This is a genomic window from Persicobacter sp. CCB-QB2 (assembly GCF_001274635.1).
GTDB lineage: Bacteria > Bacteroidota > Bacteroidia > Cytophagales > Cyclobacteriaceae > Persicobacter > Persicobacter diffluens.
The window spans coordinates 2416032-2435173 of the sequence record NZ_LBGV01000001.1; the positions used below are offsets into that span (position 1 = coordinate 2416032).

Annotated in this window: 14 protein-coding genes; 7 read left to right on the forward strand and 7 right to left on the reverse strand. The window is 42.4% G+C overall.

Annotated elements, in window-relative coordinates; all coding sequences use genetic code 11:
• Positions 1–287: 287 nt before the first annotated feature.
• On the forward strand, positions 288–2369 hold the full coding sequence (gene glgX / locus NG22_RS10745; RefSeq protein ID WP_053405728.1) for a glycogen debranching protein GlgX: 2082 nt from the start codon (positions 288–290) through the stop codon (positions 2367–2369).
• A 774-nt stretch (positions 2370–3143) separates the two neighbouring features.
• Here glgX and NG22_RS10750 read toward each other — a convergent pair.
• Together NG22_RS10750 and NG22_RS10755 are read right to left on the reverse strand one after the other, a co-directional pair.
• The gene (locus NG22_RS10750) at positions 3144–4094 is read right to left on the reverse strand and encodes an FKBP-type peptidyl-prolyl cis-trans isomerase (protein ID WP_172674366.1); all 951 of its coding nucleotides are present in this window, start codon (positions 4092–4094) and stop codon (positions 3144–3146) included.
• Positions 4095–4202: 108 nt separating this feature from the next.
• The gene (locus NG22_RS10755) at positions 4203–5222 is read right to left on the reverse strand and encodes a bifunctional oligoribonuclease/PAP phosphatase NrnA (protein WP_053406931.1); all 1020 of its coding nucleotides are present in this window, start codon (positions 5220–5222) and stop codon (positions 4203–4205) included.
• A 229-nt stretch (positions 5223–5451) separates the two neighbouring features.
• Between NG22_RS10755 and NG22_RS10760 the strand changes: the two genes are divergently transcribed.
• Positions 5452–5904 carry a hypothetical protein gene (locus NG22_RS10760; protein ID WP_053405730.1) on the forward strand — a complete coding sequence of 151 codons (453 nt, stop codon included), beginning with the start codon at positions 5452–5454 and terminating at the stop codon, positions 5902–5904.
• Between the two features lie 65 nt (positions 5905–5969).
• Here NG22_RS10760 and NG22_RS10765 read toward each other — a convergent pair whose 3' ends face one another.
• The gene (locus NG22_RS10765; RefSeq protein WP_053405731.1) at positions 5970–6485 is read right to left on the reverse strand and encodes a hypothetical protein; all 516 of its coding nucleotides are present in this window, start codon (positions 6483–6485) and stop codon (positions 5970–5972) included.
• Between the two features lie 134 nt (positions 6486–6619).
• Here NG22_RS10765 and NG22_RS10770 point away from each other — a divergent pair, with 134 nt between their 5' ends.
• On the forward strand, positions 6620–7198 hold the full coding sequence (locus NG22_RS10770) for a hypothetical protein (protein ID WP_157601009.1): 579 nt from the start codon (positions 6620–6622) through the stop codon (positions 7196–7198).
• A gap of 64 nt (positions 7199–7262) precedes the next feature.
• On the opposite strand, the gene NG22_RS10775 is transcribed toward NG22_RS10770, so the two are convergent.
• The 3 genes from NG22_RS10775 to NG22_RS18035 form a co-directional block, all read right to left on the reverse strand.
• Positions 7263–9083 carry a long-chain fatty acid--CoA ligase gene (locus NG22_RS10775; protein ID WP_053405733.1) on the reverse strand — a complete coding sequence of 607 codons (1821 nt, stop codon included), beginning with the start codon at positions 9081–9083 and terminating at the stop codon, positions 7263–7265.
• Between the two features lie 160 nt (positions 9084–9243).
• Positions 9244–9483: a MarR family winged helix-turn-helix transcriptional regulator gene (locus NG22_RS18030; RefSeq protein WP_216597618.1), complete on the reverse strand. Its 240-nt coding sequence runs from the start codon at positions 9481–9483 to the stop codon at positions 9244–9246.
• A gap of 17 nt (positions 9484–9500) precedes the next feature.
• Positions 9501–9704, reverse strand: coding sequence for a hypothetical protein (locus NG22_RS18035; RefSeq protein ID WP_216597619.1), 204 nt, complete (start codon positions 9702–9704; stop codon positions 9501–9503).
• 568 nt (positions 9705–10272) lie between these two features.
• On the opposite strand from NG22_RS18035, the gene NG22_RS10785 reads away from it, so the two are divergent.
• Entirely contained in the window at positions 10273–10557 is a 285-nt protein-coding gene (locus NG22_RS10785) for a hypothetical protein (RefSeq protein WP_053405734.1), read from the forward strand.
• Positions 10558–10673: 116 nt separating this feature from the next.
• Here NG22_RS10785 and NG22_RS10790 read toward each other — a convergent pair whose 3' ends face one another.
• On the reverse strand, positions 10674–13304 hold the full coding sequence (locus NG22_RS10790; protein WP_053405735.1) for a WG repeat-containing protein: 2631 nt from the start codon (positions 13302–13304) through the stop codon (positions 10674–10676).
• A gap of 200 nt (positions 13305–13504) precedes the next feature.
• On the opposite strand from NG22_RS10790, the gene NG22_RS10795 reads away from it, so the two are divergent.
• The 3 genes from NG22_RS10795 to NG22_RS10805 all read left to right on the forward strand — a co-directional run bounded on the left by NG22_RS10795 (position 13505) and on the right by NG22_RS10805 (position 19051).
• Entirely contained in the window at positions 13505–14392 is an 888-nt protein-coding gene (locus NG22_RS10795) for a Ppx/GppA phosphatase family protein (protein WP_253275678.1), read from the forward strand.
• A 684-nt stretch (positions 14393–15076) separates the two neighbouring features.
• On the forward strand, positions 15077–16918 hold the full coding sequence (locus NG22_RS10800; protein WP_157601011.1) for a hypothetical protein: 1842 nt from the start codon (positions 15077–15079) through the stop codon (positions 16916–16918).
• 129 nt (positions 16919–17047) lie between these two features.
• On the forward strand, positions 17048–19051 hold the full coding sequence (locus tag NG22_RS10805) for a BatA domain-containing protein (RefSeq protein WP_172674367.1): 2004 nt from the start codon (positions 17048–17050) through the stop codon (positions 19049–19051).
• Positions 19052–19142 lie beyond the last annotated feature (91 nt).

Here is a 19142-nt window from a genome sequence, read left to right on the forward strand (position 1 = left end):
AGGAAAACTAAGAGAGTTTTCCCTGTTTCGGGTTTTTCCAATGATGCTAATGAAGGAGGAATAGCAAGCTTGCTCCAATTGGGCTATTAAAAAGCCCGACAAAACACCACACCACCCTCAAAGCCAACGCCTTAAAAAATGAAAGCAAATCTAATAGCATCATTCGGATGAAAATTCGGCACCCCTACCGGAATGATTTTCATCATTATTAAAACCTTAACGATCGGATTGTTTGGATAGTGAATGGTACTTTTTTAATTTTTGGTTCATTCCATAATCAGGTCAAAATGAAATCCACCAAATCTAAACCATACAAATGTAATGCAGGTGCCACTTACCCTATTGGCGCAAGCATTACCAAAAAGGGCGTCAACTTCGTTGTATTCTCCAATGCGGAGCAAATAGAATTATTGCTGTTTGATAAAGAAGAAGATACGGAAGCTTCCACTTCTATTTTACTCGATAAGCAAATTAACAAAACCTTTTATTACTGGCACATTGAGGTGGAAGGGCTCAGGGCCGGACAGCTATATGCTTACCGTGCCCATGGAAATTACGCGCCCTGGGTAGGTAAAAGATATGAGGGCAAAAAGGTCTTGGTGGATCCCTATGCGAAGGCCGTCAGCGCCAAGCTATATGACCGAAAAAAAGCCTTTGGTCATGAAGACAATATTGCGCATGCGATCAAATCAGTAGTGATTGACGATAAAGATTATGATTGGGAGGGCGATCGTCATATCAACCGTAAGTACGAGACCTCGGTCATTTATGAAATGCATGTGAAAGGCTTTACCAAGCATTCCTCTTCGGGCTTATCTGAAGACATGCGGGGTACGTATCGTGGGGTGATTGAGAAAATTCCTCACCTGAAAGAACTGGGCATAACGGCTGTGGAACTCATGCCGATTCACTTTTTTGACTGGCAGGATATCCCGGAACCCCGAAGCAATTATTGGGGCTACAGCCCAATTAACTTCTTCAGCCCTCACCCTCAGTATGCCATGAGTGAGGATCCGGTAGAAATGGTGAAAGAATTCAAAGATATGGTCAAAGCATTCCATAAGGCGGGCATTGAAGTGATTCTGGATGTGGTATTTAACCATTCGGCAGAGTCCAGCGGAGAGGGTCCCAATATTTCCTTCCGTGGATTTGACAACCTTTCCTATTATATGCTTAACCCGCATGACCGCTCAAAAGAACTGGACTTTACCGGCTGTGGCAATACCCTGAATGCCAACCACTCCATCGTTCGGAGGATGATTCGGGATTCTCTGCGCTATTGGGTCACAGAAATGCACATTGACGGCTTCCGCTTTGATTTGGCCTCCGTACTTTCCAGAGATGAAAACGGGCATCCTATTCAAAACCCGCCGATTATTTGGGAAATCGAATCGGATCCGGTATTGGCCGGTACCAAAATTATTGCCGAAGCCTGGGATGCCGGCGGACTTTATCAGGTGGGCAGCTTCACCGGAGACCGCTGGGCGGAATGGAATGGCGTTTACCGCGATGATATTCGGAAATTTGTCCGTGGGGAAGCCAAGATGGTCAGTAACGTAGCCAGCAGAATTCTCGGCAGCCCGGATGTATATACCGAAGATGGACGGGAAGTCTGTCGTTCGATTCACTTCGTCACCTGTCATGACGGCTTCACATTGAATGATTTGGTCTCCTATAATGAGAAACATAATCGTGCAAATGGGGAATCCAACCGGGACGGAATGAATGAAAACTATTCCTGGAACTGCGGAGTAGAAGGCCCAACCACCAAAGAGGAGGTAGAAGCGCTACGGATTCGCCAGATCAAAAACCTGATGACCATTACCATGATCTCTCAGGGTACTCCTATGATCTTAATGGGAGATGAGGTGAGAAGAACCCAACAGGGAAATAACAATGCCTATTGCCAGGATAACGAAATAGGCTGGTTTGACTGGAACCTGAAGGAGGTCAATCAGGAGATTTATGACTTCACCCGTCACATAATTAAGTTTTCCCAAACCCTTTCCCTTTTCCGACAGGAATTTGTTTTACACGACCAGCCCACCATGGAGCAAGCCTACAACATCTGGCATGGCGTGAAAAGAAATGAACCGGATTGGGAGGATTATGTACGTACCCTCTCCTTCGAACTAGTGGATGAAGCCCATGGAGAGCGCCTGCATGTGATGATGAATTTCTTTTGGGAACCACTGACCTTTGAAGTACCCTTCCATAAAAAAGGAAAAGCCTGGTTCCGGGTGGTAGACACTGCTCTTGGCCTGGGGAAGGACATTATCGATCCGCGGGTGAATCAGGAAAAAATCAAGGCACTTACCTATGAATTATTGCCCCGATCCATTGTGATTTTGATGGAACGCAATGATTAGAGCGTGTTCATTAGCACACCTCCCGGCTGAAAATTTGAATTCCGCGCCGATTTACGAAGTAAACTAACTATATCTCAACGCACTGCGGACATTACTGATTTTTTACTGCCCCAATTTGGGCTATCATAATTCAAAGAAAATAAACTTTGAGGAATTGAAAATAAGTCGCTTACGGTTGATTGATAAATATAGCGGTGAATAATTCGGCTTAGCTTACTACCTTTTACAGTATGGATATTATGGTATAAAATCTTCCACATCAACCCTCCGGCCTTGATCAATAGGCGGATAGACAAAGGTTCTGCTGGCGAGCAGAGGGCATCACAGCGACATTTCTGCAATACTTTACCAGTCTCGCGGCCTCTACAAATGTCGCCTTGATGGATTCCGTCAGCAGGTTCTTTGTCCCGCCGACATTGATCACAGCCTTGATTTTTTTGTTTCGTTTTTTATCAAGAAAAAATGAAAAAGAAACGATTGATTATTCAATATAAGGCGCTGAATGGCTGATCTAGCTTTTTTATGAAAAAGCCCTGGTAAGCTTACTTTCCTCCGATTTATCTGCTTCCTTGGAAAAAAGTGAAATAGAGATCATAATTCCATCATTTTTCCCTCCTTGCCGATGAACGAAGATTTAGGTATGAATAATCCGGCTTATGCAGAAATCATTCAGATTAATCATGCGTCATCCGGCTTAATTCCCCCTCATAAAAAAGAAAAAGCGAGCCGATAACCGACTCGCTTTTTTTCTCTCTATGATTGCCTTTCAGCTGATTACATATTCTCTGGTTTCTCTACTTCAACCAACTCTACATCGAAAATCAAGATAGAGTTTGCTGCAATTTTATCACCCATTGCACGTGGACCATAAGCCATTGCAGAAGGGATGAACAAAGTCGCTTTAGAACCTGCAGGCAATAATGCGATACCTTCGTCCCAACCTTTGATCACCATTCCGCGACCCAAAGTAAATTCGAATGGACCGTAAGGACGACCTTCCATATACAAGTCTTGCTCTTTCGCTACTGACTCAATAGAAGTATCAAACCAAACCCCTTTCAAAGTACGACCTGCATAGTTCACACGAACTTTATCACCAGCAGCAGCCTGAGTACCATCACCTTTTTCAGTGATCACATAGTAAAGACCAGACTCAGTTTTCTCGGCCTCAATACCATTTTCTTTCAGGTATGCTTCAATTTCTTCCGCATCCTTAGCCACCAAAGCTTTCGCTTCTTCTTCTTCCTGCTTTTTCAAGTCAGCCATCAAACCTTCCTGGTACTGACGAACTTCCTCTTCTGATTTGAAGTGACCAATCACTTTCAGGTGATTATTGAAATGGCTGATATTCGCCAACTGAGGGTATCTTGCCTGGTAAGGCGTTGGAATTACCAATGAATCCGCCACTTCAACCACAGCTGAATCACCTTCACTCAATTTAGTAATTACCTGAACTACCGGGTTGTCACCCGCTTGTGCCAACATGATGCTGTCCATTTTGAAAATACCCGGCATTGGGCTTTTCTCTTGCCAAACAGAATCATTTGAATCACGCAATTCGCTTTCAATGGCGAAGAATTCCCCTTCAGAAATTTTCTTACCTTTTCCGTCTTCAAAAAGAGTGTACTTAGTACCAGACTCCAAGGTCACTACTTTACCACTATTACCTCCGCAAGAGGATAGCAACAATGCACCACCCATAAAAAGAAGCGCGAAAGGTTTCATAACTTTTTTCATCCTAAAAATTAACGTTTAATAACTATCTCAAATATAAACAATAATATCCGACCCGAAACAGACCGGAAAACAAATCACTGGCCCGAAGCCAAAAAGTTAATTTGCATTGAGTAATTCTTCCTTATAGGCAGGTAATAAATTGGTGAATTTCTCTACGGTTCCTTCAATATCCTCCAAATCACTAATTCCACCGGCAGCATTTTTATGCCCGCCTCCATTGAAATTCGCTTTGGCAAAAACACTGGCATCAAAAGTTCCTTTTGATCGGAACGACATTTTGATCCCGTCCTTACGCTGGATGATCATAGCGGCAAAAACAATCTCCCGCATGGACAAAGCATAATTCACGAAACCCTCTGTATCTCCGGTTTGCTCATTGAACTTCTTCAAATCCTCCGCCGTAATGGCGAAAAAAGCAGTTCGGTATTCCGGCAAAACCTGCAAGCGCTGGCTCAGGGCAAAACCCAGAAAGCGCAGGCGATCCAGTGAATTAGCATCGTAAATATATTTCCCGATTTTGGCCGTATCCGCCTTCAAATCGATCAAATCCGCCGTAATGGTATGGGTTTTCTTAGTGGTATTGGAATGCTTAAAGCCTCCGGTATCGGTCATGATGCCCGCATAAAGCTCTTCCGCCATATCCTGATCCACCAAATCGCGCCCGTCCAGCTCCACGATCAATTCATAGATCATTTCGCAGGTGGCTGCATAACGCGTGTCTGAAAAAGTGAAATCAGCAAAATCCGTAGGTTCCTGATGGTGATCCACCATGACCTTCTTAGCGGTACATTTTTCCACCAATTCTCCTAAGCCATTGATACGCTTAAGATCATTGAAATCCAAACAGTACACCACTTCTGCTTCCTTCACTAATTTTTCCGCTTCTGCTTCACCACCGTCCTCATAAACCAAAACCTCGTCCTGCCCTTTCATCCATTTCAAAAAAGCCGGATAATCCGTCGGTGATATCACTTTTACTTCATGCCCTTTTTTCAAAAGGAAATGGTACCACGCCAGACATGAGCCTAGAGCATCACCGTCCGGTTTAGCGTGTGGTATAATGACCCCTTTCTTTGGGCTACTCAAAAAAGATTTAAATCCTTCTAGATCTTGCATATAATTATAAAAGGCTCTGTTTAGCATGAGCCATTTTTTCCAAGGTGCAAATGTCCGCATTCTGAGTAAATATTCAAAAAGTAATTTTTTCAATATGCCTAATTCATTTAAAAAATCAGTACTGGAGCATGAAAAAATTGAACATAAGGGCTTTAATTTCCAGCCTAACCTAAAAACAATGGCAGTCTTTTTCTAAATTACCCCAAATTTAAACAAATACTAATCTAATATGAGCAAGAATCAGTGGGTATTCCTGTTAGCTTCCCTTTTTTGGGCAATAGGATGCAAGTCCCCTGCGCAGGAAAGTATGGGAACAATTGAAGGCAACATATACTGGAAAGAAGGTAATCATATGCCAATGATTGGAGCAGAGCCGAAAGCTCCCCAGGGTGTGGAAAGAACGCTGTATTTCTTCGAACCGGTTAAATCCTCAGAAATTGAAAGAAACGCGCTGGGGCTGTTCAATTTAACCGAAGCCAAAGCGGTAGCGACCATTAAGTCAGATAAAAACGGCCATTTCAAAGGCAGCCTGCCAGCAGGTCAATTTTCCGTTTTAGTAAAGGAAGAAGAGGGTTTTTTCGGAAATATTATGAATGGAGAAGGCGTAATCAATCCGGTATCTATTGAAGCTGGCGGTAGTCAGAAGATGGATATCCAGGTAGATTACAAAGCAACATACTAGCACTCTCCTTCTCAGCACAAAAAAACCGTGATGCCAGCTGCAACACGGTTTTTTTTATTCATGGATTAATCAATTTCCTCTCCTTTCAGGACTCTCCAGCCTTCCTCCTTATTTAATAATAAGTCTTTTGCTACTTTATGCAGCGTGGGATTATTAAATGAAAAAACAATCAGCGTCACACAAAACAGCCCAAAGAAAAAAGCATCAGCGGTAAGCAAAACACCGATTGCGGCCGCCCAATTACCCACGGAGAGCCACAGCAACTTTCTCTGAAAGCCTCCGTAAAGGATATTCAGCTTATCTCTTAAAACTTCCTCCTCTAATGCATTTTTCTTTACCGCACGATAAGCTTTATAGGCGAAAAAGATGGTGGTAAACACCAGCAAACCAAAAGCGCCTCGTACTATTGCCAGCACATTTTCAGAGAATTCCAAAAGTGGGGTAAAGGTATTATTCTGTTTCTGAAGATAGACATACACGAAGATCGCCAAAGGTACCGCCAGTAGCATATACAGCATCATATTGAGGCGATTGATGTATTCGCGGCTATTTTGATAATTGAGATTACTCTTATTAAGCATAGAATGTTTTAATAGGTATTTAAATACAAATATTGGGATATTTTGTCAAAATTACTGAATTTCCCTCCTTAGATTACAAATTTGGAGCCTTTCCCGACAAATGGCTGCAAAAAGAAAACCAAAATCAATTGTTCATGAAAATTCGTTTCGGTCTATACCCCCTGAGCACTTTCATCGTGTTCTTAACCATTTTCACCTTTGCGGCCTGTGACACCCGCAAGAAGAAAAAACAAAACAATGAATTAAACCAATTAACCCTGGAGGCCAGCACATTAAAAGCCTCAGCGGACTCCAGCTGGAAAAGCATGATCGCGGAGGATGATCAAAAAATCAGATACTTGAGCCGACTGCTGGAAGAAGTGGAGTACACCAAAGCTTTTGACCCGCAGGCCGTGCAGCAGCTAAAAGAGCAGATTGCACAGTTAAAAAAAGATCGCTATCAGCAGGAGGAAATCATTAATATTCATAAAGTAGACACCTACGATAGCCTGGAACAGGGCGTTATTTATGCCGTGATCAACTACAGCAAAGAAAATCCAAAATTCGATCATTACCCGGCGATGGCTGAATTAATTCAGGGCATACAGGATTTACATGATCAGGTATTGAGCCAGCGGATCAATTATGATAAAGCCGCTTTTGCTTATAATGAATTCCTGGAAGCCAATGAACCCCTGGAAGGGCAACCCTTCCCTACCTTTATTCAGGAATAAAATGCCATAAAAAAAAGCGGAACCCTTGAAAGTTCCGCTTTTTTTGTCCTGAAATTGATAAAGATTAGCTCGCCTTATGCTGAGGCTTGTCTCCTTCCTCATACATTTCATCAATTTCTTTTTTATACTTATCGTTGATCACCTTACGCTTAATTTTCATGGTAGGTGTCAGCTCCCCATTTTCTTGCGTGAACTGATTCGGCAATAATTTAAACTTCTTGATTTGCTCAAAACGCGCCAGATTCTTCTGAAGCATTTCCACACGCTCATTGAAAAACTCCGCCACTGCGCTGTCCTCAATCATTTCTCTCACGTTAGAAAACTCCAGATTACGCTTTTTCGCCCACTCTGCCAGGGTATCAAAAGCCGGAACAATCAGTGCCGTCACGTATTTCTTCTCATCCCCGATCACGGCGATTTGTTCAATGAACTGGTCTTTTCCGACCTGCGTTTCGATCATTTGCGGAGCAATATATTTACCACCTGAAGTCTTCATCAGGTCTTTTAATCTTTCTTCAAAGACCAAATTCCCGTGGGAATCAAATCGTCCGGCATCACCGGTATGTAGCCAGCCGTCTTTCAATACTTCTGCTGTAGCCTCCGGCTTGTTGTAATATCCCTTCATGACATTACCACCTTTGACCAGAATTTCATTCTTGGCTCCCATCCGGATTTCCACCTTAGGCATGGTCTTTCCGGCAGAACGTACATCGAAATGAGTATCTTCAAAACAAGTCACAGAGGCAGTAGTCTCCGTCATTCCGTAACCAATCTTCACAACTAAGCCTACTGAATGGAAAAATTCCACAATATTGTCTGATAGCTTTCCACCACCGCAGGGCATCATTCGAATATTACCCCCAAGATTCTCCCGAATTTTGGAAAGCACCAATTTATCGGCGATAGCATGCTGAATCTTCCAGTGTGGTGGTACAAATCGCTCTACTCTTCGGCGGTTCATCACCTTTTTCCCTACTCCCACTGCCCAGTTGAAAAGCTTTTGCTTGGCCTTTGGAGCCTCCTCTAGCTTGGAATAAATGGTACCGTAAATCTTTTCATATAAACGAGGCACCGAACAAAGCACTGATGGCTTCACTTCCTTCAGAGCATCTGCCACCGTAGCGGTATCGCGCAGATAGTAGTTGGTCATTCCTTTGTAAAAAACATAGTAGGTCCATGCTCTTTCAAAAACATGACTCAATGGCAGGAAACAAAGAGAAGTATCTTCTTCACTAACGGATATGCGGAGGTCATGAATTTCATTCGTAAAAGCAAAATTACTATGATCCAGCATTACCCCTTTAGGCTCTCCGGTAGTTCCGGAAGTATAGATAATGGTCGCCAGATCCTCCAACTTCGCTTTCGCCAAACGATCCTGTATCATCAAAGTGCGATTTTCCTCCGCTCCAAGTTTCAACAGATCAGAAAAATACATGACGTCTTTTTGCCCACTAATATCTACCGTAGGATCAAAAACAATAATTTGCTTTAAAGTCGGGTGGTTCCCCAATAAAGTAATGGCCTTATCGTACTGATCCTGCCCGCCCACAAATAGAATGCGAACCTGCGCATCATTTAATATGTATTCTACCTGACCGACGGTATTGGTAGCATAAATAGGAACAACAACTCCACGAAGAGACATGACCGCATAATCGGAAATGGTCCATTCCGGTGTATTTTGAGAAAATATCCCTACTTTTTCCTCTTCCTGCAAACCAAAACCCAACAGCGCACTCGCTACCAAATCGATGTTTTGGGCAAACTCCGACCAGCTGCTCGGCAACCATTCCTTCCCCTCATAGGGTTGGTAATAGTAAGCGATTCTTTCTTTATATTTGGCGGCTCGGTTTCGAAGCCCGACCGCTAAATGCTCATAATTCATATTATTAAAGCGATTGTATCAACTTTTACACTTCTTAGAAAAAGATAATAAAAACTACTTTTTTTGATTGAAAAGTAGAATTATTGACTCTAAAATACAAAAGTAAAGCAATTCAGTCGGAAATAATAGCATCTTCGCCCCTAGCTAGAAATTATTCTGCCTAACCCCGCATTTTATCTAATAAATTACTCAGAGTTTCCGCATCCTCCGGACTTAAATTTTCCATAAAATACGCCTTTTCCTTCAGTGCTTCACTCGCATCTTCCACCAGCTTCAGGCCTTTTTCAGTAATGCGTATCTCCACCTGCCGCCGGTTATCAGGACAAATCGCCCGCTCCAGGCAGTCCTTTGCGCGTAATTTCTCCACCAGCCTGCTGGTATTGGACATTCGGTCAATCATTCTTGAGGTTAAAACCTTTAGCGCAACGCTTTCCGGATATACCCCCGCAAAATTCGAAGGATGTTAAACTGTTGAATAGAAATATCAAATTGCTTCATGACCTGATTCTGCAAGCCGCTTAACCAGCCAGCGGAAAATAACAGGTTCACCACCACCTTTTCTCTGGGATTAGCAAATGCCTTTTGGTTGATTTCCTGCTCTATATTCATTTGTTTAGACATCAATTGTAAGTTCAATACTGGTAAATGTATCTAAAACTACGTAAACCTAAACGAAAAAGTGGCAAAATTTCACAGAATCCGATGGAAAAGCCAATAGCAGCCAAAGTCGCTTTTTCATCACAAGAAGCGCGTAAAAAAACAAAGGAATCGTAGGGAAAAGCCACTGCTCGAAGCCATGACAGAAATAAGGAAGCACGCTTTTAATCGTCCAAAAAAAAGCAAAAAGCCAAAAAAAATTACGCGAGCTGCTTTTTGATAAAAAAATCTCTTTTCATGATATTTCCAATTTACCAGCCAGAATCAAAATGTGTTTTGAGATAATCAAAATAGAAAGCCTGATACACTGTAACAATATTTAAAAAAAAAGAGAATAAATACTAAAAAACACTTATTAGCAACCTTCATCAAATTGATTTTTTTACACTTAATCCTTTCAAAAACAAACTCTTATCCCTACTTTAAAACTGCGAGCATACAGTAAAGGATGATTTTTATAATTATCGTACTATTTATCTCGCATTTCTTTAACCCCCTAATTCATTAGGACTATTATTAACTCACCAAAAATATGGCAGAAACTGTGACAGTAGTAGATCCAAAATCTGAAGCACTAGAGAAAGCATGTTCAAATGCTTTAACCAAACTAGAAAAATTGGACCTGGAACCTCATGCGGAACTTAGAGAGAAGTTGGCATGGGTAATCGGAAGCTACAACTACGATAAGAATCCGGAAGGATTAGTAGAATTTGGCGAAAAAACATTGAAAGCACTATTAGCTTACAAAAAAGAAAAACCTCGTCAGGTAGCTAAAAAATTGATTGACGACCTTGAAAAGGCACTTGCAGCCTTTTAATCCATTCCTTAAAGTATTAAAAAAGGACGCCCTTTGATTAGGACGTCCTTTTTTTTGATTCATCGTAGGGCATTATTGGTAACCGAATCACATGAACCAGAAAAGCTCCGAAGCTTTTACAGCTCCATGCAATCTACATTCTCAAACTCCTCGGCATTAAAAGTTTGCTGTCTTAGTCGATTACCCTCCTCATCATAATAAACCCACAGGTACAAATCAGCCTCCGCAATATACTTTTCTCCTTTATACAGTGGTTTCGCCGGAGTCCCGACATTTATCAGGCGATCCAGGGTAGGCTTTATTTTCACCCCCTTTTCCAGACTGAACAAACCTTCCTTGCCGTTCACCACCACAATCAGGTCGCCGCCTTTTTCCTGAGGATTCACTGGCAAATAACGCTCAATCTCATCAAAAACGACCTCCTTGTTCTCCACAGCCAAAATTTCCCACTGCTTTTCTTTTCTGGCCAGCACCAGGGAATCATTCCAGTTTTCAATCCGGTCATACTGAAAGTTAACCAGAGTTTTCCCTTTTTCATCCACCATCCCGAGCTTCCCGGCCTTATCGGCGATCAGCATCTGGTCATTGATCGGGTTAAGTTTAGTCGTAAACTGAGGACGGATATATAAGGCATTATAAGGGTTATAAATACCAAACTTTCCATTGAGCAATAAGCTAACATAACCATCATGGAAATCTGCAATACCCTGATAGAGCATTTTAAGCTCCTGCTTGCTTCCCCGGCTCATCAAGCCCTTTTTGCCATTGGCCTCCACTACAAACATGGAAGTATCCAGCGGTACAATCTCCTTAAAACTACCTTTTATCACCTCTTCTCCCTTACCATCCAGTAACACCTTCCAGTTTTTCCCTTCAATCAGAGCCAGATATTCCACGGCATCTTTACCAAAACCGGACTTGACAATTCTACACTTATAGTCCTTGTCCAGATTTTTATAATTTCCTGAAGAGAAATAAACCGTCGTGGAGTCTTCGGATTTCACATAAGCAAACTCTTTACCCAGGAATGCCACCGAATCATAATCAAATTGTGGCAGATGGTCTGCTTCCCAACCCTGAAAAGACCAGCCATCCTTTTCGGCGGCCCACCATTTATCATTGTATGCAATGGCATCAAAGGCGATCTCATATTTCATTTTACCCAAGGGGTCAAACATCAGATAATCTGAAGTTCTGCTAACCCAATTGGGGCCAGCGGAATTGATCACATGGTTGCCCAAAGGAATGATCTCTTCCATTTTATTATTAAAAAGGGACTCCTGATTCCCCACCATGGCAATGACATGATCCTGCCCCACCACTTCATAATCATCATAATTGAAGAAAAGAGGTACCGAAGAATTATCCGCACCCTTTACCAATTGCTGCTTGTTGGTGATGCCATATTTCTTGCCCTTTCGGAAAATATAAAAATCGCCTTCCTGCTCTATTTCATCGTATTCCGGCTTCAATGCCAAACGCCCCGTCGCAGAAACCACGCCCCAATATTTCTTCTTTCTTACCGCAAAGAAAGAAGGCGAGAGTCTTCTAATCTCCTCATACTGCGGCGCTGCCAGTACCTTGCCGGTTTTATGCACCAGCCCATGCAGCCCTTCATTGATGATTTCCATCACGCCATAGCCTAAATCATAAGCTTCGTTGATTTTCCCCTGGAAAACCAAATGGCCATCTCTTGCTAATAATTTTGGTTGTTGATCCTCTATGACTAACAACACATCCTCCGCTACAGGGTCACATTTATAATCTCTGGCCACCTGATCAAACCTATTGGGCATGGCCTCCTCCCCATTCTGATCAATGAAGAAAAATTCCCCATCCTCATAAAATGGCACCCAACTTCCTTCGGATATATTGGAAAAATGCTGCAGACTGTCAATCTTTGAAACATTAGCAAACCTTTCAAAAAAGTTATCCAGATTTCCCTGCTCTTTATACCAATAATATAGGTAACCCATCGCAATAGGTGCGGCAGCGCTCGTTTGACTATATTCCTGCAAAAACCATAATAATGGCTTTTCGGAATTATCCGAAGCGATAAAATCAAAAATCTGAATTTCTGCCTGTCCGCGGAAAGGAGAATCCGGATACTCCTCCAGAAAGCTCATAAAGCTCTTCAGCTTTCCATTCTTGGTTTTGGCCTCAAACAAAAGGGCATCGTATTTTTCCTGAGCAGCCTCATACTGATCTGCCTTCGGATAGCGCTGCATAAATTGAAAATAAGAAAGAAAGGTCCCTTTATCCACTGCCTGATCAAAAGCGATCTGATTTCGCTCAGAAATGGCTTGGGCATGTTGTGGGGCTTCAGGATACTGCGCAATAAAATAATTGTAGCGATCCAATGCCGCCATCTTTTGCGTCAGATCAAAGGCCAGAGAATCAATTCTTCTTTCTTGTTGATCCAGCACCGCCTGATTAACACTGGCTTTTTCCAAACGATCCAGCACCCGCTCATCATCTATATTGTGATATCCTTGCTGAGCCGCCAGTATTCTTTGGTGCGCCGAATCTATATTATATTTCTCATACTCGAGCTGTAAGTACAATTCACTGTAGGCCAGATTGACCGCTGGCGCCAAAGAATCCAATTGCATATCATCTTTTAACCAAGCTTCCGCCTTTGCATATTCCTTTTTCTCGATGGCTTTATAGACTTTCTTTACATTGTCGGCCATCACCCCCTGCCAAAAAATCATCAAAGCAGCAACCGCCGCCATTCTTTTATTCATATCCAGCTTAAAATCAATTCTATTGCAAACAAAGTTAGCAAAAGGCCTATCCTTTTCGGAAGGTACACGGCAATAATTTCATAAAAAATTAAAGGCTTGATCAAATTTCCAGGAATGAAGGCCATCAAATGTCTATCAATGCCACAAAAGATTTCAAAAAAATCAATAATTTTGATCCCCAGAACAACACAAACTTTTTTATGGGTCAAAAACGCATCAAGCTTGCAGCCATTGATATTGGATCTAATGCAGCAAGAATCCAGATCAGCGCCATTTTAGGAGCCCCAGATTCCCCCACTCTCAAAAAAATCGAATACATCCGATATCCACTTCGCCTGGGAAAAGACGTTTTCAACTATGGTGAAATAAGGGAGGAGCGTAAAAACAAATACCTCAAGCTCATGCAATGCTTTAAATTAATGGTGGAGCTGCATGAGGTGGATTATATGATGGCCTACGCCACTTCTGCTTCCCGTGAAGCCCATAACGGTCCTGAAATCATTGAGGCCATTGAAAAAGAAACCGGCATTTTAGTGGAAGTAATTGATGGAAAAAAAGAGGCCGAAATTACGGACTTAGCCCTTGCAGATTTCATTGATGACGAATCATTTATACACATAGACGTTGGAGGAGGTTCCACGGAATTAAATATTCACCGAAACGGGAAAAAACGGGCCTCCAAATCTTTCCAAATTGGCTCCGTTAGAGTCAAGGAAAAGGACGACCCAGTTTGGAAAGAAATCCGACATTGGATTTCTCACCATCTAAACCCCAAATATGGCCCTATTGCAGCTTTGGGAACAGGCGGTAACATCAATAAACTTTTTCAGCTGGCCACACCGGATGTCGCCTTTACCCTTGGCCGGGGAGATTTGAAAGCTACCCGTGACTATCTGAATGACATGTCGATTGAGGACCGTATTCACAAACTCAAGTTGAACGAGGATCGGGCGGATGTAATTGTTCCGGCGGCGGACATTTATTTGGGGGTAATGGCCATATGTGAATCTTCCAAAATTCTGGTTCCTCAAGTAGGGCTAAAAGATGGCATGATGATTCAACTGATGCAAAAAGCACTAAAAGCGTAAGGCATAAGGCAATAAGTGAAGGAAGAAGCAGGAAGAAAACACCTGCTTTTTTTTTATTATAAAAATTTCAATCATTACATCAGGCTGGAATATTGTCCCGAATTAATCTTAAGCCGAATTATTCAGCACTAAATTCATCAACTAAGCACAAGGGGCTTATTTTCAGTTTATAATAATTTGATTTCATTAATTTATATTAGCCCCAAGTCGAGTAAGCTTGCTTTCTCCTCATTCATCTGTTTCATTAGAATCCGGCTTAAACCCTCCTTAAGTGCATGACGGGAAATAAATGAATTTTCCTTATTTCAAGTTTCCCCCAAGGAAGCGGATTAAGTAAGAGGAAAGCAAGCGCCCCCCATTTGAACTTTAAAAAAACAGCAAAACTAACCACAACCCTTTGATTTTTTTGGCTTTTGCGACAAGCCAATAAATCAAGCGGTAAATAATTGGGGTTGAAATTCAATTAGGGTGGAATAGCCCCGGAGTTTGGCAGACTCTCCCCTACTCAAATGAAAAAGCTGACAGACTTCCAAAACTTAAACACCCCTGAAAAAACAACAACCTAATAACCTGCCAATCAATTACTTGGATTAGGAATCGAAATTTGAAACGAGAATTCGGGTGAAATTCCGTACCCTTTCCGTTACCACAAGAGTATGAATATTATAGACTACTTTCCTGTATATGTCCCCCAAAACACCCCTTAGTTTACCATTGAGCCTTTTATGGCAAAGCTTCCTTCGGTATCCACTCTTTTACCTGCCTATTATTTTGGTGTTTGGAGCTTTACTTCTCCCCATGGCCACTGGTGGAGAAATGGGCATCTTCCTGTGGGAACCTTTTTTTAAAGGTCAAATTAATGGTTGGAGTTTCATCTTTCTCGGCATTGGCTGGGGCTGCCTGATCACCGCCTGGCAAGTGAGTTTATTTGTACTTCTCAGCGATCGACTTCCCTCCATTTTTAATCAAAAAAGACCGCTCAGTCTGTTTTCGCTTAATAACGCCCTCCTCCCGGTACTGTTAATCGGTACGCATGTTATTATACTGTTTACTCACCTGAGGGCACTTCCATTATCCGCTTTAGTCAGCATCCTATTACTTCCCTGCTTTGCCATCCTGACCCAGGCAGTACTGTATGTGCTTGCTGAGAATCCTATAATCAATCCTATTAAACATCGTTCAATATCAAAGCCACTGTATTCAATAAAAAAGCAAAACTCTTCAAACACCAAGGAGCAAGGCCAAAAGAGGCATCCCCTTGCCGTCAGCTGGTATTTCAACCTGCGCCTCCAAAAGTCGTACCTGGATGAATCGGGTTGGGAAGAGCCATCCTTCAAAAGCCAAAAATTGTCGAACTATCAGCTCAACCTGCTCCTCTTAGCCCTATTCATATTGCTAATCATTCAGGCTAGCATTCAATTACCTCTGGACAGTAAATTCCATCTACCTGCTGCCACAGGCATGCTTTTTCTGATGGCCATGGCCATATTGCTTTTTGCCGCGATCACCTACTGGTTAGGCCGCAGGGCATCCTCGATATTGCTCCTACTGTTTACTGTATTGCTGTACAATCAACGCCCCCCTTCCCCTTTACATCACAATAACTACAGCATCACCACCGCTCAACAAAATGAAGAACGAATCCGCCTGATCAAATGGAGATCCAAATTTCAGAAAACGCCTCCTTATATTTTACTGATACAATGTGAGGGACAGGGGCAATCCAGTATTGTGTGGACTTTCAGTGCGCTGCAGGCTTTGGATCAAAATCGGCAGTACTCCATATTAAACCATACCTTTGCCATTAGCGGACAAGGCAGCGGCCTACTGGGCGCCGCTTACTACCGAGAACTATTTCACCGAAAACAGTCAGGATACAACCTTAACCTGAGCCAAAGGGCTTATCGGACCGATTTGGAAAGGGAGATTTTTAACCCGATAATGTTTAATTTCCTGCTTCAGAATGTCCCTTCTTTGAAATCATGGATGAGCCCAAATGCCAGGGCGGAAGATCAGGTCCTTGAAAAAAAGCTACATGAATATACCCGGGGAATGTTAAGCAAAAGCCCTAAAGCATATCGGCAGGATGAAAAAGCAGGTTTGCTGCCCACCTTATGGATAAGTGCTTCCTACCAAAAACAATCCACCCAAAGTATGCTGGCGAATTTACAGGAGGAGTTTTTGCTGGGAGCTGATGCCCTGCTCCAACGTAGATTTGGATCACATCTTCAGCTGGAACAGTTTTTACAATATCATGAAGAGTGGTTACTCAAGAATACAGCAGGCGTTATTCTGTTAACCATTAGCGATGTCCCGATCACCTTTTCCCAAAGCCGGCAACAATTTGATTTCCCTTTTTTCCATTGGCAAATTCATCGAAAAAGTGCAAACACAAACTTCTCTTCCCTTCCATTACTATCTTTCCAAACTTCTTTATCAGATCATCAGTCCATTGATGACAATCTTTCCTTAGAACGTAACCAAATCTTGCTGCAGGCAGTCAAAGAATTAATAAGGGATGATTAATTAGAGATTTTTTTATACTGAATATTCTGTTTACTCATCGCAAATTATTGCTATTTTGGTCGCATTAGTGCATTTATTTAATGTTTTGCATTTTTTGTGCTCGTCCAAGCTCACCATCAATCCATGATTATGCTATTTCCATACATGCTATTTGGCCTCGGTTTACTCGCCATCCCTATCCTGATACACCTGTTTAATTTCCGGAAGGCCAAAAAAGTATATTTTACCAATACCCGCTTCCTTTCACAGGCTAAAAAAGTCACCCATAGTCAAAATAAATTAAAGTATTTGCTGATCATGGCCTCCCGGATGCTGGCCCTGGCTGCTTTGGTGATCGCTTTTACCCAACCCATGCTTCCGGCCAAAGAGGAAATGCTCAATAGCCGGATGGTCTACATTTATCTGGACAATTCCATGAGCATGAGTAATAAGGTGGATGATAATACCACCGCTTTGGACATGGGCGTTGCCTATGTGGAGCGGATTTTGAAAATGTACCCTCAGGGAACAAAATTCCAGCTATTAACCAATGACTTCAGCCCCGAAGCAAGAGTCAATCGCTCGGCAGAACAACTGGATGAGAAATTAACGGAAGTCAGGCATTCGGCCATTGAAAGATCCTTCACGGAAATTTACCAACGCCAAAAAACAGAATGGAATGATGAAAAACCGGAGGCTGACTTTTACTGGGTGTCCGACTTTCAGGAATCCACTGCGGGAAATCTGGCGGCCCTGCAACTGGACTCCCTGATTCAATTAAAACTTGTACCGGTGACCAGCCCGGAGGTGGAAAATATTTTAATTGATTCGGTGTTTTTGAACACTCCCTATTACCTGCCCGAGCAAAAGAATCAGCTTACCATTAGCCTTAAACATGCAGGGCAGGAAAATTATAATGACCTTCCGGTTAAGATGCTCATCAATGATATTCAGTCCTCGGCCACCGTCATTGACCTACAGGCCGGAGAACAACAACTCGTCACCTTTGATATGCCGATGCAGGTGGCGCCGGCCAAAGTGAAGGTAATGATTGAGGAATTCCCCGTCTCTTTTGATAATGAGCGCTATCTGGTGCTGCAGCCATCTCCTCCGGTGGAAACCGTGGAAATTTATGAAAATCAGGCCTCCCAAGCCATTGAGCGTGTTTTCGGAAATGAGGACCTTTTCAAATTTGAAAGCATGAAAACCACCGCCCTGGATTATGCCAGACTGGAAAAATCTAATTTCATTGTGCTGAATGCCGTGGTCAACATCAGCCCTTCTTTAGAAAGCTTTTTACAACAATGGGTGGATAAAGGGGGCCACTTATTGATTATTCCTTCGGAAACAGCCGCAGCGAACACTTATAAACGATTAGCGCCATTCGTGACCGTTATCCCGGTGGATAAAATCAAAAAAATGCCTCTTCAAGCGGTAGACCTTAATGATCCGTTTTTTGAAAATGTCTTTGAAAGACAGCAGAAAAATTTCCGGATGTTCTCTGCTCAAACCGTAGTGGCCCCAATGAAAACTCCCGAGACCCATTTAAAATTCTCTACCGGAGATGCCTTTCTGGCGTCCCAGATTCAGGGTTCAGGAAAATTGACCGCCTTGGCCAGCCCAATCGATGCCGCTTATTCTGATTTTCATTTACAGGCGCTATTCGTTCCGGTGATGTATAAGCTGGCCAATGAGAGCCGACAAGGAAGTACTAAACTGTACTATTCCCTACGAGACGCCAATATTCAACTTAGGGGTTTGGAAAGCTACAATCAGGAGCTCCTAAGGCTAAAAAATGAAGAGCAGGAGGTGATTCCTGCACAGCAATGGATGGGCAACCGCCTGATCATGGAGCTTCCACGCTTTGCTTTGGGTACCGGTTTTTATGAGCTGGTCAATGAAAAGCAGCAAACGGTCAGCAGCCTGGCATTTAATTATCCACAGGAAGAATCTTTACTAAAATCTATTTCAGCGGAAGACCTTTCCACCTGGGCTCAAAATCAGGGAGTTGAGATCATTTCCGTAGAAAATGAACAGCAGCTGGAAGCAAGATTAGATGAAAATTATCGAGGAAAAGCGCTTTGGGTATACTTCATTGCCTTAGCTTTATTATTTTTGTTTTTTGAAAGCTTACTGATACGCTATTGGAAATAGCCCGATTTTTTGAAAACCTCATTCTTTCGAAAAAAACGGTACCTTTAGCCTTCAACAGCTGAAAAACATTTTTCGAAAAAAGAAAAACGAA

Coding starts and splice junctions, on each gene's coding strand:
- glgX (WP_053405728.1), top strand. CDS start 288: ATGAAATCCACCAAATCTAAACCATACAAATGTAATGCAGGTGCCACT.
- NG22_RS10750 (WP_172674366.1), bottom strand. CDS start 4,094: ATGAAACCTTTCGCGCTTCTTTTTATGGGTGGTGCATTGTTGCTATCC.
- NG22_RS10755 (WP_053406931.1), bottom strand. CDS start 5,222: ATGCAAGATCTAGAAGGATTTAAATCTTTTTTGAGTAGCCCAAAGAAA.
- NG22_RS10760 (WP_053405730.1), top strand. CDS start 5,452: ATGAGCAAGAATCAGTGGGTATTCCTGTTAGCTTCCCTTTTTTGGGCA.
- NG22_RS10765 (WP_053405731.1), bottom strand. CDS start 6,485: ATGCTTAATAAGAGTAATCTCAATTATCAAAATAGCCGCGAATACATC.
- NG22_RS10770 (WP_157601009.1), top strand. CDS start 6,620: ATGAAAATTCGTTTCGGTCTATACCCCCTGAGCACTTTCATCGTGTTC.
- NG22_RS10775 (WP_053405733.1), bottom strand. CDS start 9,083: ATGAATTATGAGCATTTAGCGGTCGGGCTTCGAAACCGAGCCGCCAAA.
- NG22_RS18030 (WP_216597618.1), bottom strand. CDS start 9,483: ATGATTGACCGAATGTCCAATACCAGCAGGCTGGTGGAGAAATTACGC.
- NG22_RS18035 (WP_216597619.1), bottom strand. CDS start 9,704: ATGTCTAAACAAATGAATATAGAGCAGGAAATCAACCAAAAGGCATTT.
- NG22_RS10785 (WP_053405734.1), top strand. CDS start 10,273: ATGGCAGAAACTGTGACAGTAGTAGATCCAAAATCTGAAGCACTAGAG.
- NG22_RS10790 (WP_053405735.1), bottom strand. CDS start 13,304: ATGAATAAAAGAATGGCGGCGGTTGCTGCTTTGATGATTTTTTGGCAG.
- NG22_RS10795 (WP_253275678.1), top strand. CDS start 13,505: ATGGGTCAAAAACGCATCAAGCTTGCAGCCATTGATATTGGATCTAAT.
- NG22_RS10800 (WP_157601011.1), top strand. CDS start 15,077: ATGTCCCCCAAAACACCCCTTAGTTTACCATTGAGCCTTTTATGGCAA.
- NG22_RS10805 (WP_172674367.1), top strand. CDS start 17,048: ATGCTATTTCCATACATGCTATTTGGCCTCGGTTTACTCGCCATCCCT.